Consider the following 16,055-nt stretch of genomic DNA (forward strand, 5'->3'; position numbering starts at 1 on the left):
CCCTCTCTTTACTCACGCGGCACACAGCGAAAAGTCCAGGCGCGGCTCGGCCAACCTGGACCGGTGTTGTAGACGTCTTTCAGACCAGCGGCAGGGGGAGATCCAGTGGCCATTGAGAATCAGTGTTGCCAGGGGGAGAGCGTGATGTCTGTGAAAACTGTTACGCATTTGACCAGTGAGTTGTCATTCAACATCCTCGGGCCCTTGGCGGTGTGGTCGACGCAGGGTCCACTGCCGCTCGGTCCGGCGCGCCAACGTGCCGTGCTGTCAACTCTGTTGCTGGCACCGGGACAAGTGGTGGGCGCGGAACGGCTGACCGAGGCCATCTGGCCGGCCGGGCCACCCGGCAATGTGGTGGCCAGCCTGCACAGTTACGTCTCTCATCTGCGCCGTCAACTGGAACCCGACTGCCCGCCCCGGGGACGCAACCGGATCCTGCGCAGGGAGCCGCACGGCTACCTCCTCGCCGTCGCGCGGGAACGCGTCGACGCCTGCCGCTTCGAGAGCCAACTGCGCGACGGCCGCAGGCTGTTGCGGGACGGCAGGTACGCGGAGGCGAGCCGCACGCTCGGCGCGTCCCTGGCCCTGTGGCGCGGCGCGCCCTACGCCGAACTCGGCGACTACGAACCGGCCGTGCGCGAGGCGGCCCGCCTGGAGGAGCTGCGCCTCATGACCTGGGAGGCGCTCTGGGAGGCCGAGCTGGCCTGGGGGCGGGACAACGGCACCGCCGTGGCCGAACTCGCCGCGCTGAGCGCGCGGTATCCGAACCGCGAACGGCTGGGCTGGCTCCTGATGGTCGCCCTGTGCGAGGTCGGCCGCCAGGCCGAAGCCGTGCGGGTCTACCACCGCATCCGCCGGGCGCTGGCCCAGGAGCTGGGCGTGGACCCGGGGCGGGAGCTGCGGGTCCTGTTCACGCGGATCCTCCGGGACGAGTCCGTCGGACGGATGTGCCTGCAGTACTGAACGGCGCCCGCCGGGGCAGGGCCGGGCGTCGTCAGTTGATGCGCCGGTCCTGACCGATCCAGTACGGCTCCCGCAGCCTGCCCTTCTGGACCTTGCCGTTGGTGGTGCGGGGCAGGGCGGCCGCGAAGTCCACCGAGGTGGGCGCCTTGTAGCGGGCCAACTGCCGCTTGCAGTGGGCGATCAGCTCGTCCTCGGCGGGCGCGGCCCCCTCGGCGGGCACCACCACCGCCTTGACGGTCTCGCCCCACCGCTCGTCCGGCACCCCGATGACCGCGGCCTCGGCGACCGCCGGATGGCTGAGCAGACAGTCCTCGACCTCCACCGAGGACACGCTCTCGCCCCCGGTGACGATGACGTCCTTCAGCCGGTCGAACAGGGCGAGATGTCCCTCGTCGTCGAACGCGCCCACATCACCGGTGCGGAACCACCCCTCGTCCAGCGCCGCCGCGTCGGCCCCCGCGTCCTGCCAGTAGCCGTCCAGGACCATGTTGGACCGGGCGAGCACCTCGCCCCGCGCCCCGGTGCGCAGCCGTACGCCCAGCGCGGGTGCTCCCGCCCGGGTCAGCCCCCCGCTCCCGGGCGCGCCCGGCGGACGCCGGTTGAAGGTGAGCATCGTCGTCTCCGTCAGGCCGTACACCTGGTGGAACTCCCAGCCCAGCTCGTGCTCCACCTGGCAGACCAGGCGCTCGCTGACGGGTGCGCCCGCGCACACCACCCGCACACTGCCGCGCCCCGGCACCTCGCCCGGCCACTGCCGCGCCGCCCGCAGCACCGCGTCCCACACGGCGGGCGCCCCGAACGCGAGGGTCACGCCGTGCTCCTCGACCCGCCGCAGGATCTCCGCGCCGTCGATCCGGCGCTGCAGCACCTGCTTCGCGCCGAGCCCGGCGAGCAGGAACGGCACCCCCCAGCCGTTGCAGTGGAACGTGGGCAGGGTGTGCAGATAGACGTCCTGCTCCCAGATCCGCGCGTGCACGCCGAACGTCATCGCGTTCAGCCATATGTTGCGGTGGGTCAGGGCCACCCCCTTGGGGCGCGCGGACGTCCCCGACGTGTAGTTGAGGGTCGCGACGGCGTTCTCGTCGGGCGCCGACCAGGGGCGCGGCGGCACGTCGTACCGCATGACCTGGGTGTCGGTCTGCTCGCCGAGCACGAACCGCTTCGGCCCCTCGACCGAGCCGAGCACGGCCTCCACGTCGGGGTCGACGAACACGACCGAGGCGTCGCACTGCCGCAGGATGTACGCGATCTCCTCGGGCGTGAGCCGGAAGTTCACCGGGACGCAGATCCGGCCGCTCGCCGGGATCGCGTAGAGCAGCTCCAGGAGCCGGGCCGAGTTGGGGCTGACCACCGCGACCCGTTCGCCCGCGCCGATGCCGAGCGCGTCCAGACCCGCCTGCCAGGCCCGCACCCGCCGCAGCAGTTCGCCGTATGTCGTCGTCGGCACCGGGCGGGACGGCTGGTCCGGCTCGTCGACCAGGGCGGTGCGGGCAGCGGCGGCCGTCTCGGCGCGGTCGAGGAAGTCGGCCATCGTGAGCGGAACGAGCATGAGGCGTCCTCACAGTGGGGTCCCGGCGGAGCGCCGGGGACTGGGGAGTTGGATGGCGAACAGGGTCCGGGTCGGACGGTGACGAGGGTCCGGGAAGGTCGCTGCGCGTACGGAGGCCGTGCCGACGGCGGTGGTGATCACCCCGTGCGCGGGGGACGCCCGGGCGTCCGGGCCCGTGCCACCGCGGCCGTCGCCTCATCCTGGCATCCCCCGTCCGCATCCTGAAGTCCGCCCGGGCCGCCCCCAAGTCGCGTTCAAGAAACGGCCAAGTGCGGCCGGTGACGATGCACCGGCATCGCGGATCACGAGGCCGGGAGGGCTGATGGGCGAGGAGTCGGGCGTGGTGACGACCTGGGCGGCCAGAGGGTGGGCCGAGGAGGACGGCATCGGCAGCGCGACCCTGCGCCGCCTCGTGGAGGCGTGGCCGCGACGGGCCGCGGTGACGACCCGTCCCGGCGCCCTCGACGAGTCGGCCGGGTACGACCCCGGGCTGCCCGACTACCCGCTGCGGATGGCGCCGTTCGCCACCCACCCCCGCTTCCTCGCGGCCGCCCCCGAGCGGCGCGAGCGGGTCCTGACGGGCCTGTGGATCGGCTACAACGAGCGGGTCATCGCCACCGAACACCTCATAGCGGAGCCCGCATTCGACCTGGTCATGCGCGGAGTGTTCCCCGGCAGCGACCACCCCCTGATGCGCCAGGGCGTGCAGCAGGCCGTCGTCGACGAGAGCTTCCACACGTACCTGCACATGCTCGCCATCTCCCGCACCCGGGAGCTGCGCGGCGTGCGCAGCAGGCCCGAGCAGCCCCGGCTCGTCACCTACCGGCGGCTGCGCGAGGTGCTCGCGGCGATGCCGGAGCAGTGGGAACGGGACGTCGCCGTCCTGGTGTGGGGGGCGGTCGCCGAGACCTGCATCAACTCCCTGCTCGCGCTGCTCGCCAGGGACGACTCGATCCAGCCCATGCACTCCCTGATCACCACGCTGCACCTGCGGGACGAGACGGCGCACGGCTCCATCGTCATCGAGGTCGTCCGGGAGCTGTACGCCCGCATGAACGCCGGGCAGCGCGCCACCCTGGTGCGCTGTCTGCCGCTCGCCCTGGACGCGTTCGCCGAGCAGGACCTCTCCACGCTCCGGCTCGAACTGGTCACCGCGGGCATCGAGGGCGCCGACGAGATCGTGGCCGACGTGCGGGCGACGCCCGGCGGACGGCGGCTCGTCCGTGACTTCTCCGGCGCCCAGCGGATGGTGGAGCAGCTGGAGATCGCCGACGCGGTCGACTTCGACTTCCCCGAACGGCCCGAGTGGTCGCCCGGCGTGGGGCGGCAGCGATGAGGCCGCCGGACGCGGCACCGACGACGCCGCCGGACTCCGTCCCGCACCGCCGCCACGGCGCAGAAAGGTGACCCGATGATCGTTGCCCGCCTCCATCCCGACGTGCTGATCGACGAGCAGAGCAGGCTGACCGAGGTGTGGCGGCAGCGCGGACACCGGTCGTTCCACTGCCGGGCCGGCCGCCACACCCTCGTCACCTTCCCCGACCTCGCCGCGGCCTCGCCGCAGGGCCGGGAGTTCCTGGCCCTGCTGGGTACCACCGGCGCGGTCGAGTCGGTCGTCGACAGCACCGACGCGCCGCCGCTCGGCAGCCTGGCCGCCACGGGCGAGCCGAGCGCCGTGCGCGTGTCGGACGACTGCACCGTGGGCGGCGGGCGCTTCACCTGGATCGCCGGGCCGTGTGCCGTGGAGAGCGAGGCCCAACTCCTCGGCGTGGCACGGGCGGTGCGGGAGCGGGGCGCGCATCTGCTGCGGGGCGGCGCGTTCAAGCCCCGCACCTCGCCGTACGCGTTCCAGGGGATCGGCAAGGACGGGCTCGACCTGCTGCGGGCGGCGGCCGCCGAGACCGGGCTCGGCGTCGTCACGGAGGTCGTCGACGCCGCGCACGTCGAGGCCGTCGCCGAGGTCGCGCACGTCCTGCAGATCGGCGCCCGCAACGCGCAGAACTTCGCGCTCCTGCACGAAGTGGCCCTGACCGGCCGCCCGGTGCTCCTGAAGCGGGGCTTCGGCTGCACCGTCCCGGAGTGGCTGCACGGCGCCGAGTACCTGCTCGCGGCGGGCAACGGCAAGGTGCTCCTGTGCGAGCGCGGCGTCCGGGCCCACGGCGACTCGACCCGCTTCACCCTCGACATCAGCGCCGTGCCGCTCGCGAAGCGCCTCAGCCACCTCCCGGTGATCGTCGACCCCAGCCACGCGTGCGGCCGCAGCGACCTGGTGGCCCCGCTGGCCGCGGCCGCCGCTGCCGCCGGGGCCGACGGCGTCATGGTCGACGTCGACGGGCAGGGCCACGCCGCGCTCTGCGACGGCGAACAGGCCATCACGCCGGACGCGTTCGGCGCGCTCGTCCGCAGGACCGACCGGATGCTGCACAGCCTCGACCCGGTGGAGCCGGAGGCGGACGCGGCGCGGGAGCTGGCGGGCCGATGAGCGCCGCGTCCTCCGGGGACGACGCGCACGGCCCGCTCCACCCGTACGACCCACGGCTCTCTCGACGCGTACGCCCGGCACGGCTCGTCCGCCACGACGCGCACGGCCCGTACGACGCCGACGCCGACGACACCACGGACCATGACGCCCGGCACGACGGCGGAGGGCACCCCCTGGCGCCGTCGCACCCGTTCCCGGCCGCCGCACCCCGCCTGGAAGGAAGCAAAGATGGAGTGGAACGAGGGACGCGACCGGCCGCTGCGCCAGCGCCTCACCGCCGCGCCGGAGGCGGAGCGGCGCCGCATCCTCCTCGACCTGATCCGGACGCACGCCGCCGCCGCTCTGGACCGCGCCGACCAGCTGCCGCTCGACCCCGGCCGGGCCTTCGGCGCCCAAGGGATCAGGGGGCGGGCCGCGCGGCGGCTGCGGGAGCGGCTGAGCGAGGCGGCGGGGGGCGGGCTCTCGACGACGGCGCTCTTCGACCACCCGACTCCGGGCGCCCTTGCCGAGCATCTGTGTGCCCTGGTGCTGGGCGGGCGTGGCACTGACGGTCCCGCGCCGGGGACCGGCGCGGCTGCCGGAGAGCAGAGCCTTGAGGGCTCGCAGGGCTCGCAGGGCTCGCAGGGCTCGCAGGGCTCGCAGGGCTCGCAGGGCTCTCCGGGTGTGAAAGGTGCGAAGGGTTCGCCGGACTCTACGGGCTCGCAAGGCTCCGAAGGTCTTCAGGACGAGCCGATCGCGATCGTCGGCATGGGCTGTCGACTGCCCGGCGAGGTGTCCTCGCCGGATGACCTGTGGCGCCTCGTGCGCGGGGAGACCGACGCCATCTCCGAGTTCCCGACCGACCGGGGCTGGACCGTCGCGTACGACCCGGACCCCGACCACATCGGTACGACGTGCACGCGGCACGCCGGATTCCTCTACGACGCGGCCGACTTCGACGCCGGGTTCTTCGCGATCAGCCCGGGCGAGGCCGTCACCATCGACCCGCAGCACCGGCTGCTCCTGGAGACGTCGTGGGAGGCCGTCGAGCGGGCCAGGATCGACCCGACCACGCTGCGCGGCAGCCGGACCGGCGTGTTCGTCGGCATCATGTACAGCGAGTACGGCGCCCGCATCCGGCACGTGCCGCCGAGCGCCGAGGGCTACCGCGTCGTGGGCAGCATGCCCAGCGTGGCCTCGGGGCGCCTCGCCTACACCCTCGGCCTCGAAGGCCCCGCGGTCACCGTCGACACCGCCTGCTCCTCGTCCCTCGTGGCCGTGCACCTCGCCGCCCAGTCGCTGCGCAAGGGCGAGTGCACGCTCGCCGTGGCCGGCGGGGTCACCGTGATGGCCACGCCCTGGGGCTATGTCGAGTTCAGCAGGCAGCGTGGCCTCGCGCCGGACGGGCGCTGCCGGTCGTTTTCGGCCGACGCGGCCGGGAGCAGCTGGTCCGAGGGCGTCGGCGTGCTGCTCCTCGAACGGCTCTCCGACGCCGAGCGCAACGGGCATCGCGTACTCGCCGTGGTCCGGGGCTCCGCCGTCAACCAGGACGGCGCCTCGAACGGCCTGACGGCGCCCAACGGCCCGGCCCAGCAGCGGGTGATCCGGCAGGCCCTCGCGCACGCGGGCCTGGGCGCGGCGGACGTGGACTGCGTGGACGCGCACGGCGCCGGAACGCAGTTGGGGGACCCGATCGAGGCGCAGGCGCTCCTCGCCACGTACGGACAGGACCGGCCGGACGACCGGCCGCTGTGGCTGGGCTCGCTGAAGTCCAACGTCGGCCACACCCAGGCCGCGGCCGGGGTGGCGGGCGTCATCAAGATGGTGATGGCGATGCGCCACGCCGAGCTGCCGCGCAGCCTGCACATCGCCGAGCCGACGCCGCACGTGGACTGGTCGTCCGGCGCGGTACGGCTCCTGACGGAGACCACGCCCTGGCCGACGGTGGACCGGCCGCGCCGGACGGCGGTGTCCTCGTTCGGGGTGGGCGGTACGAACGCGCACATCATCCTGGAGCAGGCACCGCCCGAGCCCGAGCGGGGGCGGGGGGCGGCGGCAGACGAAGGTGCGGCAGGCGCGGCGGGCGCGGGGGCCACCGGCCGCGCGGAGCACACAGGCCCCGCACAGGGCGTGGCGCGGACCGGGCCCCCGGAAGACCTCGCCGACGCCGGACCCCGCCCCCTGCCCTGGCTCGTCTCCGGCGCCGGGACGGCGGCCCTGCGTGCCCAGGCGCGGCGCGTGGCGGAGTTCCTGAAGTCGGACCCGGACGTGTCGGACGCGGACCTGGCGTATTCGCTGGCGCGGTCGCGGGCGGCCCTCGCGGACCGGGCCGTCGTGGTGGCCGCCGACCGGGCCGGGGCCCTGGACGGCCTCGCGGCGCTCGCGGACGGCGGCCACGGCCCCTACGCGGCGCTGGGGACGGCCACGGCCCGGGACCGGGTCACGTTCGTGTTCCCCGGGCAGGGCTCCCAGTGGCCGGGCATGGCGGCCGGACTCATGCGCACCTCACCGGTGTTCCGGGAGTCGATCGAGGCCTGCGCCGAGCGGCTCGCCCCGCACGTCGACTGGTCGCTGCCGAAGGTGCTCCGGGGCGAGTCCGGCGCGCCGACCCTGGACCGCGTCGACGTCGTGCAGCCCGCGCTGTTCGCCGTGATGGTCTCCCTCGCCGCGCTGTGGCGGTCCCTCGGCGTGGAACCGGCGGCGGTCGTCGGGCACTCGCAGGGCGAGATCGCGGCGGCGCACGTCGCGGGGGCGCTCTCCCTGGACGACGCGGCGCGCATCGTGGCCGTACGCAGCCGGGCCCTGCGGGTCCTGGCCGGGCGGGGCGGCATGGTGTCGGTCGTCGCCCCCGTCGACCACGTGCGGCGGAGCCTGGAACCGTGGGGCGGCGCCGTGTCCGTCGCGGCGGTCAACGGGCCGCAGTCCGTGGTCGTTTCCGGCGAGCCCGCGGCGCTGGACGAGGCGCTCGCGGCGTTCGACGCGAGCGGTGTGCGCGCCCGGCGGATCGACGTGGACTACGCGTCGCACTCGGCGCAGATCGACGAGATCCGCCAGGACCTGCTGACGGCCCTGTCCGGCGTCCGGCCGCGCCCGGCGACCGTGCCGTTCTACTCGACGGTGACCGGCGAGCCCATCGACACGACGACCCTGGACACCGAGTACTGGGTGCGCAACCTCCGCGAGACCGTCCAGTTCCACCGCACGGTGGAGCGGCTGCTCGCCGACGGCCACCCCACGTACATCGAGATGAGCCCGCACCCCGTGCTCACCGTCGCCGTCCAGGAGACCGCCGACGCGATGGGACCCGACCGTGCCGGTGACGTCCTGACCGTCGAGTCGCTGCGGCGCAACGAGGGCGACCTGGCCCGGCTGCTCACCGCGGTCGGCGAGGCCCATGTGCACGGTGTCGCCGTCGACTGGCCGGAGGCGTTCGGCCCCACCGGGCCCCGCCTGACGGACGTACCGACGTACGCCTTCCAACGCTCCCGCTACTGGCTGGAGGACGCCGCCCCGCCCGAGGCCGACGTGTCGACGGCCGGTCTGGACGGCGTCGACCACCCGCTGCTCGGCGCCGCCGTCCCGCTGGCGGACGGGACCGGGGGCCTGCTCTGCACCGGGACGCTGTCCGCCCGGACCCACCCGTGGCTCGCCGATCACGCCGTCGGCGGCGCCGCCGACGACGTACTTGTGGTACCGGGCACGGCACTCGTGGAAGTGGCCCTGCAGGCCGGTGCGCAGGCGGGTTGCGACGTCCTCGAAGAGCTGGTCCTCGAAGCCCCGCTGATCCTGCCGGAGGAGGGCGCGGTCCGCCTCCAACTGGCCGTCGGCGGACCGGACGACTCCGGGCGGCGCGGCCTCACCCTGCACTCCCGGCCGGGCGACGCCCCCGTCGACGCCCCCTGGACGCGGCATGCCGAGGGCACCGTGACGCGTGGGGGGCAGCGCCCACCGGAGCCGCCGGGGCAGTGGCCGCCGGATGGCGCACGGGAAATTGAACTGGCCGACGCCTACCGGGAGTTGGCCAAGGCGGGATTGCACTATGGGGGCGCGTTCCAGGGGTTGGTGCGGTGCTGGCGCGTCGGTGCGGGTGCCGGTGCGGACGGCGGCCTGGACGCCCTTGCGGGTGCCGGTGCCGACGGCGGGCCGGATGCCCCTGCCGGTGCCGGTGCGGACGGCGGACCAGATGGCCCTGCGGGTGCGAACGCCGGGGCGGGCACCCCTCCGGGGCCGGGTGCAGGCGCGGACGCCGGTGCCGGGCCGGATGCCGGGCTGTACGTCGAGGTCGAACTCCCCGACAGCGCGGGCGGCGCCGACCGCTACGCCCTGCACCCCGCCCTCTTCGACGCCGCCCTGCACGCCGCGGCCCTCGTGACGCCGCCCGACGCGGGCCCCGGCGAGGCCGTGACCCGGCTCCCCTTCTCCTGGACCGGCGTGTCCGTGCACGCCGCCGGCGCCACCCGGCTGCGCGCCCACCTCCGCTTCACCGGCCCCGGCGCCCTGTCGATCACCGCCACCGACCCCACCGGGCACCCGGTCGTGACGGTCGAGAACCTCGGGATGCGTCCGGTGGCCGCGGACTCGCTGCGCCGGGCCGCGGCCACCGCCGACACCTCGCTGCTGCGCCTGGAGTGGCGGCCCGCGGCCCGGCCCGTACCGCGCGACCAGGAGCCGACGCGCTGGGCGTGGATCGGGGCCGGGGCCACGTCGGCCGACAGGGACGAGATGGCCGAGCTGGACGACGCGCTCGCGGCCCGGGGCGTCCAGTGCGCCCACCACACCGACCCGGCGGCGCTGCGGGCCCACTTGGACACCGGCGGCAGCGTCCCCGAGGTCGTCGTACTCGCGGATCTTCCGGAGGGCCCCGCGGCGGTCGGGAACCCGGCGGCGGCCCGGGATGTCGACCTCTCCGACGCCTGCCACACAGAAACAGATACGGCTACGGCCGCACACCGCGCCGTCCACCACGTCCTCGCCACCCTCCAGGACTGGCTCGCCGACGAACGCCTCGCGGAGACCCGCCTGGTCGTCCGCACGCGGGGCGCGGTCGCCCCGGCCCCCGGCGCGCCGCCCGCCCCCGCCCTCGCCGCCGTCTGGGGCCTCGTCGCCTCGGCGCAGTCGGAGCACCCGGGCCGCATCCGCCTGGTGGACCTCGACGGCCTCGACGCGTCCCGGTCCGCGCTCGCCGACGCGGTGTCCGGCGAGGCACCCCAAGTCGCCGTGCGCGACGGGTCGTTGCTCGTGCCGAGCCTCGCGCGGATGACGGCGCCACCGCCCGGTGACGGTGCGGGCTGGCGCACGGACGGCACGGTCCTGGTGACCGGCGGTCTCGGCACACTCGGCCGCCTCGTGGTGCGGCACGTGGTGGTGACGCACGGGGTGCGGCGCGTCGTCGTGGTGTCGCGGTCGGGCGAATCGGGCGCGGGCGCCGCCGAGTTCGTACGGGAACTGCGTGCCGAAGGCGCCGACATCCGGGTCGTGGCGGGTGACGCGGGGGACCGGGCCGTGCTGGCCGGGGCCCTGGAGTCGATCCCGGCCGAGCATCCCCTGACGGCCGTGGTGCACCTGGCGGGCGTACTGGACGACGGTGTCGTCGAGGCGCAGACACCGGAGCGCGTGGACCGGGTGCTGCGGCCCAAGGCGGACGCGGCGTGGCACCTGCACGAACTGACGGCGGGCGCGGGTGCGGACGTGGCGTTCGTGGCGTTCTCGTCGGTGTCGAGCGTCCTCGGTCCCGCCGGGCAGGCCGGTTACGCGGCGGCCAACGCGTTCGTGGACGCGCTGATGGCGGCGCGCCGGGACGCGGGACTGCCGGGGGTGTCGCTGGGCTGGGGGCTGTGGGGCGCCCGGTCGGGGCTGACGGAGGGCCTGGACGAGGCGGACCTCAGGCGGATGGCCCGGTCGGGCGTCAAGCCGCTCGCCGACGAGCAGGGGCTCGCCCTGCTCGACCTCGCCGTCGCCACCGGCGAACCCGTCGTCTTCCCGCTGCGCCTGGACACGGCGGGCCTGCGCGGCGGCCCCGACAGCAGCGGCGACGTGCCGCCCCTGCTGCGCGGACTCGCCCCCACCCCCGTCCGCCGCGCCGTCATCGGCACCGCCGACACCGCGGCCGAGCCCGGCGGCGACCCCCTGGCCGCCCGCCTCGCCCGCCTCCCCGAGGCCGAACGGGACGCTCTCCTCCTGGACTTGGTCCGCACGCACGTCGCGGCCGTCCTCGGGTACGACGACCCGCTGACCGTCGGCGAGCGGCGCCCGTTCGCCGACATCGGGTTCGACTCGCTGCGCGCCCTGCACCTGCGCAACCGCCTCGGCGGCGCCACCGCCCTGCGCCTGTCGCCCACCCTGGTCTTCGACTACCCGACGCCGCTCGCCCTCGGCCAGCACCTGCGCACCCTGCTCCTGCCGGACGCGCCGCCGCCGACCGGCCCGGACACCGACCACGGGCCCGCGAGCGCGCCCGTACCGCACCAGGGCGACGAGGTGCCGGACCGGCTCCGCTCGGCCTCCCGGGAGGAGGTCTTCGACTTCATCGACAACCTGCTCGGCGAGTAGGCCGTCTCCGGCGCGCCGAACCGGAACGATCCGGTCCCGCTCGAACCTGACAAGGAACCGCTCGATGCGTGCGCTGCTGATCGACAACTACGACTCCTACACCTACAACCTGTTCCAGCTCCTCGCCCGGGTGTACGGCAAGGAGCCGACCGTCCTCGTCAACGACGACCCGTCCTGGGCGAAGCAGGACCCGGCGGCGTTCGACTGCGTGGTGATCTCACCCGGCCCCGGCCGGCCCCAGCGCCCGACCGACCTCGGCTTCTGCCAGGGCCTCCTGGACCACTGGCAGGACGTGCCGGTCCTCGGGGTGTGCCTGGGCCACCAGGCGATCGCCCACCACTACGGCGGCCGGGTGGTCCCGGGCGTGCCCCGGCACGGCCACCTGACGCGGGTCCGGCACGGCGGCGAGGACCTGTTCGACGGCCTGCCGCAGCACTTCACGGCGGTGCGCTACCACTCGCTGCGCGTCACCGAACCCCTGCCCCGGGGCCTGCGGGCCACCGCCTGGGCGGAGGACGGCACCGTCATGGCGCTCCGGCACGACCACCTGCCCCGCTGGGGCCTGCAGTTCCACCCGGAGTCCGTGGCCAGCGAGTGGGGCGCCCAGCTCCTGCGCAACTTCGCCGAACTCATAGGCGGCCACTACGCCGCCCCACCACCGGAGTACGCCCGCTGGGCCCGCCCGCCCGAGAACACCAACGCACCGCGCCTCGACCTCACCGTCGAGGTCGTCGACCGGGCCGTGGACACCCCGGCCCTGTTCACCAGCCTCTTCGCCGGGAGCGAGCACGCCTTCTGGCTCGACAGCAGTGCCCCGGGCGTCGGCGGGGCCCGCTTCTCCTTCCTCGGCGACGACTCCGGCCCCCTCGCCGAGACCCTGACGTACCGGACCGGCGAGAACGCGGTCACGGTCCGCGACGCCACCGGCGAACGCACCGAGGACGGCACCATCTTCGAGGTGCTCCAGGACCGCCTCCGCGCCCGCCCGGTCGGCGCGGCGGACCTCCCCTTCGATCTCAACGGCGGCTACGTCGGCTACTTCGGGTACGAGCTGAAGGCCGAGTGCGGCAGCCCCAACGTGCACCGGTCCGCGACACCGGACGCCGTGTGGATGTTCGCCGACCGGCTGGTCGCGGTGGACCACGAGGAGGACCGGACCTACGTCCTCGCCCTGAGCGGCCCCCGCGACGACGAGGCCGCGCACGCCCGCGCCTGGGTGGCCCGGACGGCCCGGCACGCCCGCGCCCTGCCGGACCCCGCTCCCGCCGACGCCCCCGACCCGGCGTCGGCGCCGTCGACGGACGCGGCCGTCCTCGCCCGCGCCCGGCCCGAGTACGTCGACGACATCGAGGACTGCCTGACGGAACTGCGCAACGGCGAGAGCTACGAGATCTGCCTGACCAACCGGCTGCGCCTCCCCGCCCTGCCCGACCCGCTCGACTACCACCTGCTGCTCCGGCGCCTCAACCCCGCTCCGTACAGCGCCTACCTGCGCCTCGGCGCGGTCGGCGTCGTCTGCTCGTCTCCCGAGCGGTTCCTGCGCATCGACCGCGACGGCACCGTGGAGAGCAAGCCGATCAAGGGCACCGCGCCGCGCGGGCCGGACCCGGCGAGCGACGAGCGGCTGCGCCGGTCCCTGACGGCGTCGGCCAAGACCCGCGCCGAGAACCTCATGATCGTCGACCTGCTCCGCAACGACCTGGGCCGGGTGTGCGAGGTGGGCTCCGTCGACGTACCCGCGTACATGGTGACCGAGTCGTACGCGACCGTGCACCAGCTCGTCACGACCGTCCGCGGCCGACTGCGGCGCGACGTGGACCCGGTCGCCTGCGTCCGCGCCTGCTTCCCCGGCGGCTCGATGACCGGCGCCCCGAAGCTGCGCACCATGGCCATCATCGACCGCCTGGAGCAGGAGGCCCGGGGCATCTACTCCGGCACCATCGGCTACTTCGGCCTCTGCGGCGGCGCCGACCTCAACATCGTGATCCGCACCGCCGTGACCTCCGGCACCGACACCGTGATCGGCGCGGGCGGCGCGATCGTCCTCGACTCCGACCCGGCCGACGAATTCGACGAAGTGCTGCTCAAGGGAGGGGCGTTGGTGCGGGCGCATGGGCTCCTGACGGCTGCGGAGGAGCGGGGGGAGGGGCAGGGTGACAGGTGAACAGGGGGCGGCGGCCGGGGGCGTGGCGGCGGCCGGGGCAGCGGGGACCGTGGCGGCGGCGACGGGGACAGCGACGGCGGCCGTGCCGGGGGCGGGCGCGAAGGCTGCCGGTCCGGCGGGTCCAGCGGAGCCAGTCGGTCCCGTGGGGCCGGTCGTCGCGCGGCTCGACGGCCGCCCCGCCACGGCCGACGACCTCTCGGCCCTCGCCCTCTACAACTACGGTCACTTCACCAGCTTCCGCGTCGAGCACGGCCGGGTCCGCGGGCTCGACCTCCACCTGCGTCGCCTCGCCGCCGACTGCCGGACGCTGTTCGCGGCGGAGCTGGACACCGGCGCGGTGCGGGCGGCGGTGCGGCGCGTCGCGGGCCGGAGCGCGGCGGCGATGACGGTGCGGGTGACCGTGTGCGCGCCGGAGATGAGCCTCGACTGCCCCAGCACCCCGACCCCGCTCGCGCTGCTCAGTACGCGCCCCGCGCCGCCGGACGTACCGCCGCCGCTCCGCCTGGCCACGGCCACGTACGTCCGTGACCTGCCGGAGGTGAAGCACACCGGCCTGTTCGGCACGCTGCGGCTGCGCCGGGACGCCCGGCGGCGGGGCTACGACGACGCGCTGCTGCTCGACCACCACGACCGCGTGCAGGAGGGCACCACCTTCAACCTCTGCTGCTGGGACGGGGACCGGCTCCGGTGGCCCCGGGCGAGCTGCCTGCCCGGCGTCACCGCGCGGCTCCTGCGCGAGGCGGCGGCCGCCGTCGGCGTACCGACCTTCGACACGCCCGTCACCCGGCGCGAACTCGCCGCCCAGCGCGGCGTGTTCGCGACCAACGCGGCGTTCGGCGTCCGACCGGTCGCCGCCGTCGACGAGGTGGCCCTCGCCGTGGACCCGGAACTCCTCGCGACCCTGCGCTCCCTGTACGCCGACGTGCCCGCCGACCTCCTGTAGCCCTGCCGGGCCCCGCAGCCGTACGGCCCAGGGGCGAACCCAAGATCCAAGCCGACTCCAAGAAGGCCCCAAGACCCACTGAACAGAATGCGGTGCGGCAGCGCACCCGCCTTTTCCCTAGGGAAGGACCGAGTATGTCGACCGTCGCAGAGTCCGGGACGTCGTGGCAGGACCTGCCGTTCCTGGACATCACCGTGCCGGATTTCGCCTGGGACTCGCCCGAGGTGGCCGAGGCCAGGGAGCGGTCCTGGGTCGCGGGCACCCCACTGGGACTCCTCGTGCTGCGCTACGCCGAGGCCCACAGCCTGTCCCGCGACCCGCGCCTCGTCTCGGGGTTCCGTGACGTCGTGGACCTGGTCGGGCCCTCCGACGGCCTGGTGCGCGAGTTCATGCGCGACTTCATGCAGAGCCTGGAGGGCCCCGACCACCGCCGCCTGCGCGGCCTGGTCACGCACGCGTTCACGGCCCGCCGCATCACCGCGCTCCGGCCGTTCATCCGCGCCACCGCGGAGCGCCTCGCCGACGAACTCGCGGCCGGGGGCGAGCGTGACTTCGTGGCCGCGTTCGCCGACCCGCTGCCCGCGGCCGTCGTCTGCGAACTCCTCGGCTTCCCGCCGGAGGACCACGCCACCGTCGGCCGCTGGTGCAAGAACACCAACCTCGTCCTCGCCCTCGGCCCCGACCAGAGCCGGGTCGGGGAGGTCGAGGAGGGCCTCGCGGGCATGTACGAGTACTTCGAGACCGTCATCCAGGAGCGGAAGGCGCACCTCGGCGACGACCTGTTCTCCGACATCCTGCGCGCACAGCAGGAGAACGGTGCCCTCGACGACCGCGAACTGCGCACCCTCATCGCGACCCTGCTCGTCGCCGGATACCAGACCACGAGCCACCAACTCGGCCACGCCATGGTCGCGTTCGCCGCCCACCCCGACCAGTGGCCGCTGCTGCGCAAGCAGCCCGAGCTGGTCACCCAGGCGGTCGAGGAAGTGCTGCGCTGGTGCCCCACGACGACGGTGGTGGCCACCAAGTCGGCGGCCGAGGACTTCGCCGTCAACGACCTGCGCATCCAGGCGGGCACGCCCGTCTGGCTGTGCGCGCACTCGGCGCAGCGCGACCCGCTGGTGTTCAAGGGCGGCGACGCCTTCGACATCACCGTGAAGCGGGAGGCGTCCCCGCTGGCCTTCGGCGGCGGCGCGCACTACTGCCTGGGCGCGGCGCTCGCCCGCGTCGAACTCGCCGAGGCCCTCGACGTGCTCGCCGCCCGCCTCGGCCCGCCCGAGGTCGCGGGACCGATCACCTGGCGGCCCTCGACGGGGGTCTCCGGGCCGGACGTCCTGCCGCTGCGCTTCGGCGCCGCGGCCACCGCATGACCCCACCCGGCCCGGCACCCTCGGCCGACCCCGGCGAGCCCGCCAGGTCCCCCCTC

Annotated in this window: 8 protein-coding genes; 7 read left to right on the forward strand and 1 reads right to left on the reverse strand. The window is 74.8% G+C overall.

All coding sequences use genetic code 11. The features are described 5' to 3' along the window. The first annotated feature begins 144 nt into the window (after positions 1-144). Complete coding sequence (locus tag IE274_RS26250; protein WP_233102815.1) at positions 145-963, forward strand: AfsR/SARP family transcriptional regulator; 819 nt, start codon at positions 145-147, stop codon at positions 961-963. A gap of 31 nt (positions 964-994) precedes the next feature. On the opposite strand, the gene IE274_RS26255 is transcribed toward IE274_RS26250, so the two are convergent. Then, complete coding sequence (locus IE274_RS26255) at positions 995-2,512, reverse strand: AMP-binding protein (protein WP_190118351.1); 1,518 nt, start codon at positions 2,510-2,512, stop codon at positions 995-997. 322 nt (positions 2,513-2,834) lie between these two features. On the opposite strand from IE274_RS26255, the gene IE274_RS26260 reads away from it, so the two are divergent. The 6 genes from IE274_RS26260 to IE274_RS26285 all read left to right on the forward strand — a co-directional run bounded on the left by IE274_RS26260 (position 2,835) and on the right by IE274_RS26285 (position 15,999). After that, complete coding sequence (locus IE274_RS26260; RefSeq protein ID WP_190118352.1) at positions 2,835-3,848, forward strand: 4-aminobenzoate N-oxygenase; 1,014 nt, start codon at positions 2,835-2,837, stop codon at positions 3,846-3,848. 75 nt (positions 3,849-3,923) lie between these two features. Continuing rightward, positions 3,924-4,994 carry a 3-deoxy-7-phosphoheptulonate synthase gene (aroF, locus tag IE274_RS26265; protein WP_190118353.1) on the forward strand — a complete coding sequence of 357 codons (1,071 nt, stop codon included), beginning with the start codon at positions 3,924-3,926 and terminating at the stop codon, positions 4,992-4,994. Positions 4,995-5,222: 228 nt separating this feature from the next. Next, on the forward strand, positions 5,223-11,522 hold the full coding sequence (locus IE274_RS26270; protein ID WP_190118354.1) for a type I polyketide synthase: 6,300 nt from the start codon (positions 5,223-5,225) through the stop codon (positions 11,520-11,522). 64 nt (positions 11,523-11,586) lie between these two features. Continuing rightward, positions 11,587-13,686, forward strand: a complete 2,100-nt coding sequence (pabB, locus tag IE274_RS26275) for an aminodeoxychorismate synthase component I (RefSeq protein ID WP_190118355.1) — start codon at positions 11,587-11,589, stop codon at positions 13,684-13,686. Beyond that, positions 13,676-14,629: an aminotransferase class IV gene (locus IE274_RS26280; RefSeq protein ID WP_190118356.1), complete on the forward strand. Its 954-nt coding sequence runs from the start codon at positions 13,676-13,678 to the stop codon at positions 14,627-14,629. Before pabB ends, IE274_RS26280 begins: the two co-directional genes overlap by 11 nt. Positions 14,630-14,763: 134 nt before the next feature. Then, the gene (locus IE274_RS26285; protein ID WP_190118357.1) at positions 14,764-15,999 is read left to right on the forward strand and encodes a cytochrome P450; all 1,236 of its coding nucleotides are present in this window, start codon (positions 14,764-14,766) and stop codon (positions 15,997-15,999) included. Positions 16,000-16,055 lie beyond the last annotated feature (56 nt).

It is taken from the genome of Streptomyces flavofungini, assembly GCF_014650815.1.
GTDB lineage: Bacteria > Actinomycetota > Actinomycetes > Streptomycetales > Streptomycetaceae > Streptomyces > Streptomyces flavofungini.

Excerpts from the sequence above, each read along its gene's own strand:
- aroF (WP_190118353.1), top strand. The coding sequence starts at position 3,924 with ATGATCGTTGCCCGCCTCCATCCCGACGTGCTGATCGACGAGCAGAGC.
- IE274_RS26260 (WP_190118352.1), top strand. The coding sequence starts at position 2,835 with ATGGGCGAGGAGTCGGGCGTGGTGACGACCTGGGCGGCCAGAGGGTGG.
- pabB (WP_190118355.1), top strand. The coding sequence starts at position 11,587 with ATGCGTGCGCTGCTGATCGACAACTACGACTCCTACACCTACAACCTG.
- IE274_RS26250 (WP_233102815.1), top strand. The coding sequence starts at position 145 with ATGTCTGTGAAAACTGTTACGCATTTGACCAGTGAGTTGTCATTCAAC.
- IE274_RS26270 (WP_190118354.1), top strand. The coding sequence starts at position 5,223 with ATGGAGTGGAACGAGGGACGCGACCGGCCGCTGCGCCAGCGCCTCACC.
- IE274_RS26285 (WP_190118357.1), top strand. The coding sequence starts at position 14,764 with ATGTCGACCGTCGCAGAGTCCGGGACGTCGTGGCAGGACCTGCCGTTC.
- IE274_RS26255 (WP_190118351.1), bottom strand. The coding sequence starts at position 2,512 with ATGCTCGTTCCGCTCACGATGGCCGACTTCCTCGACCGCGCCGAGACG.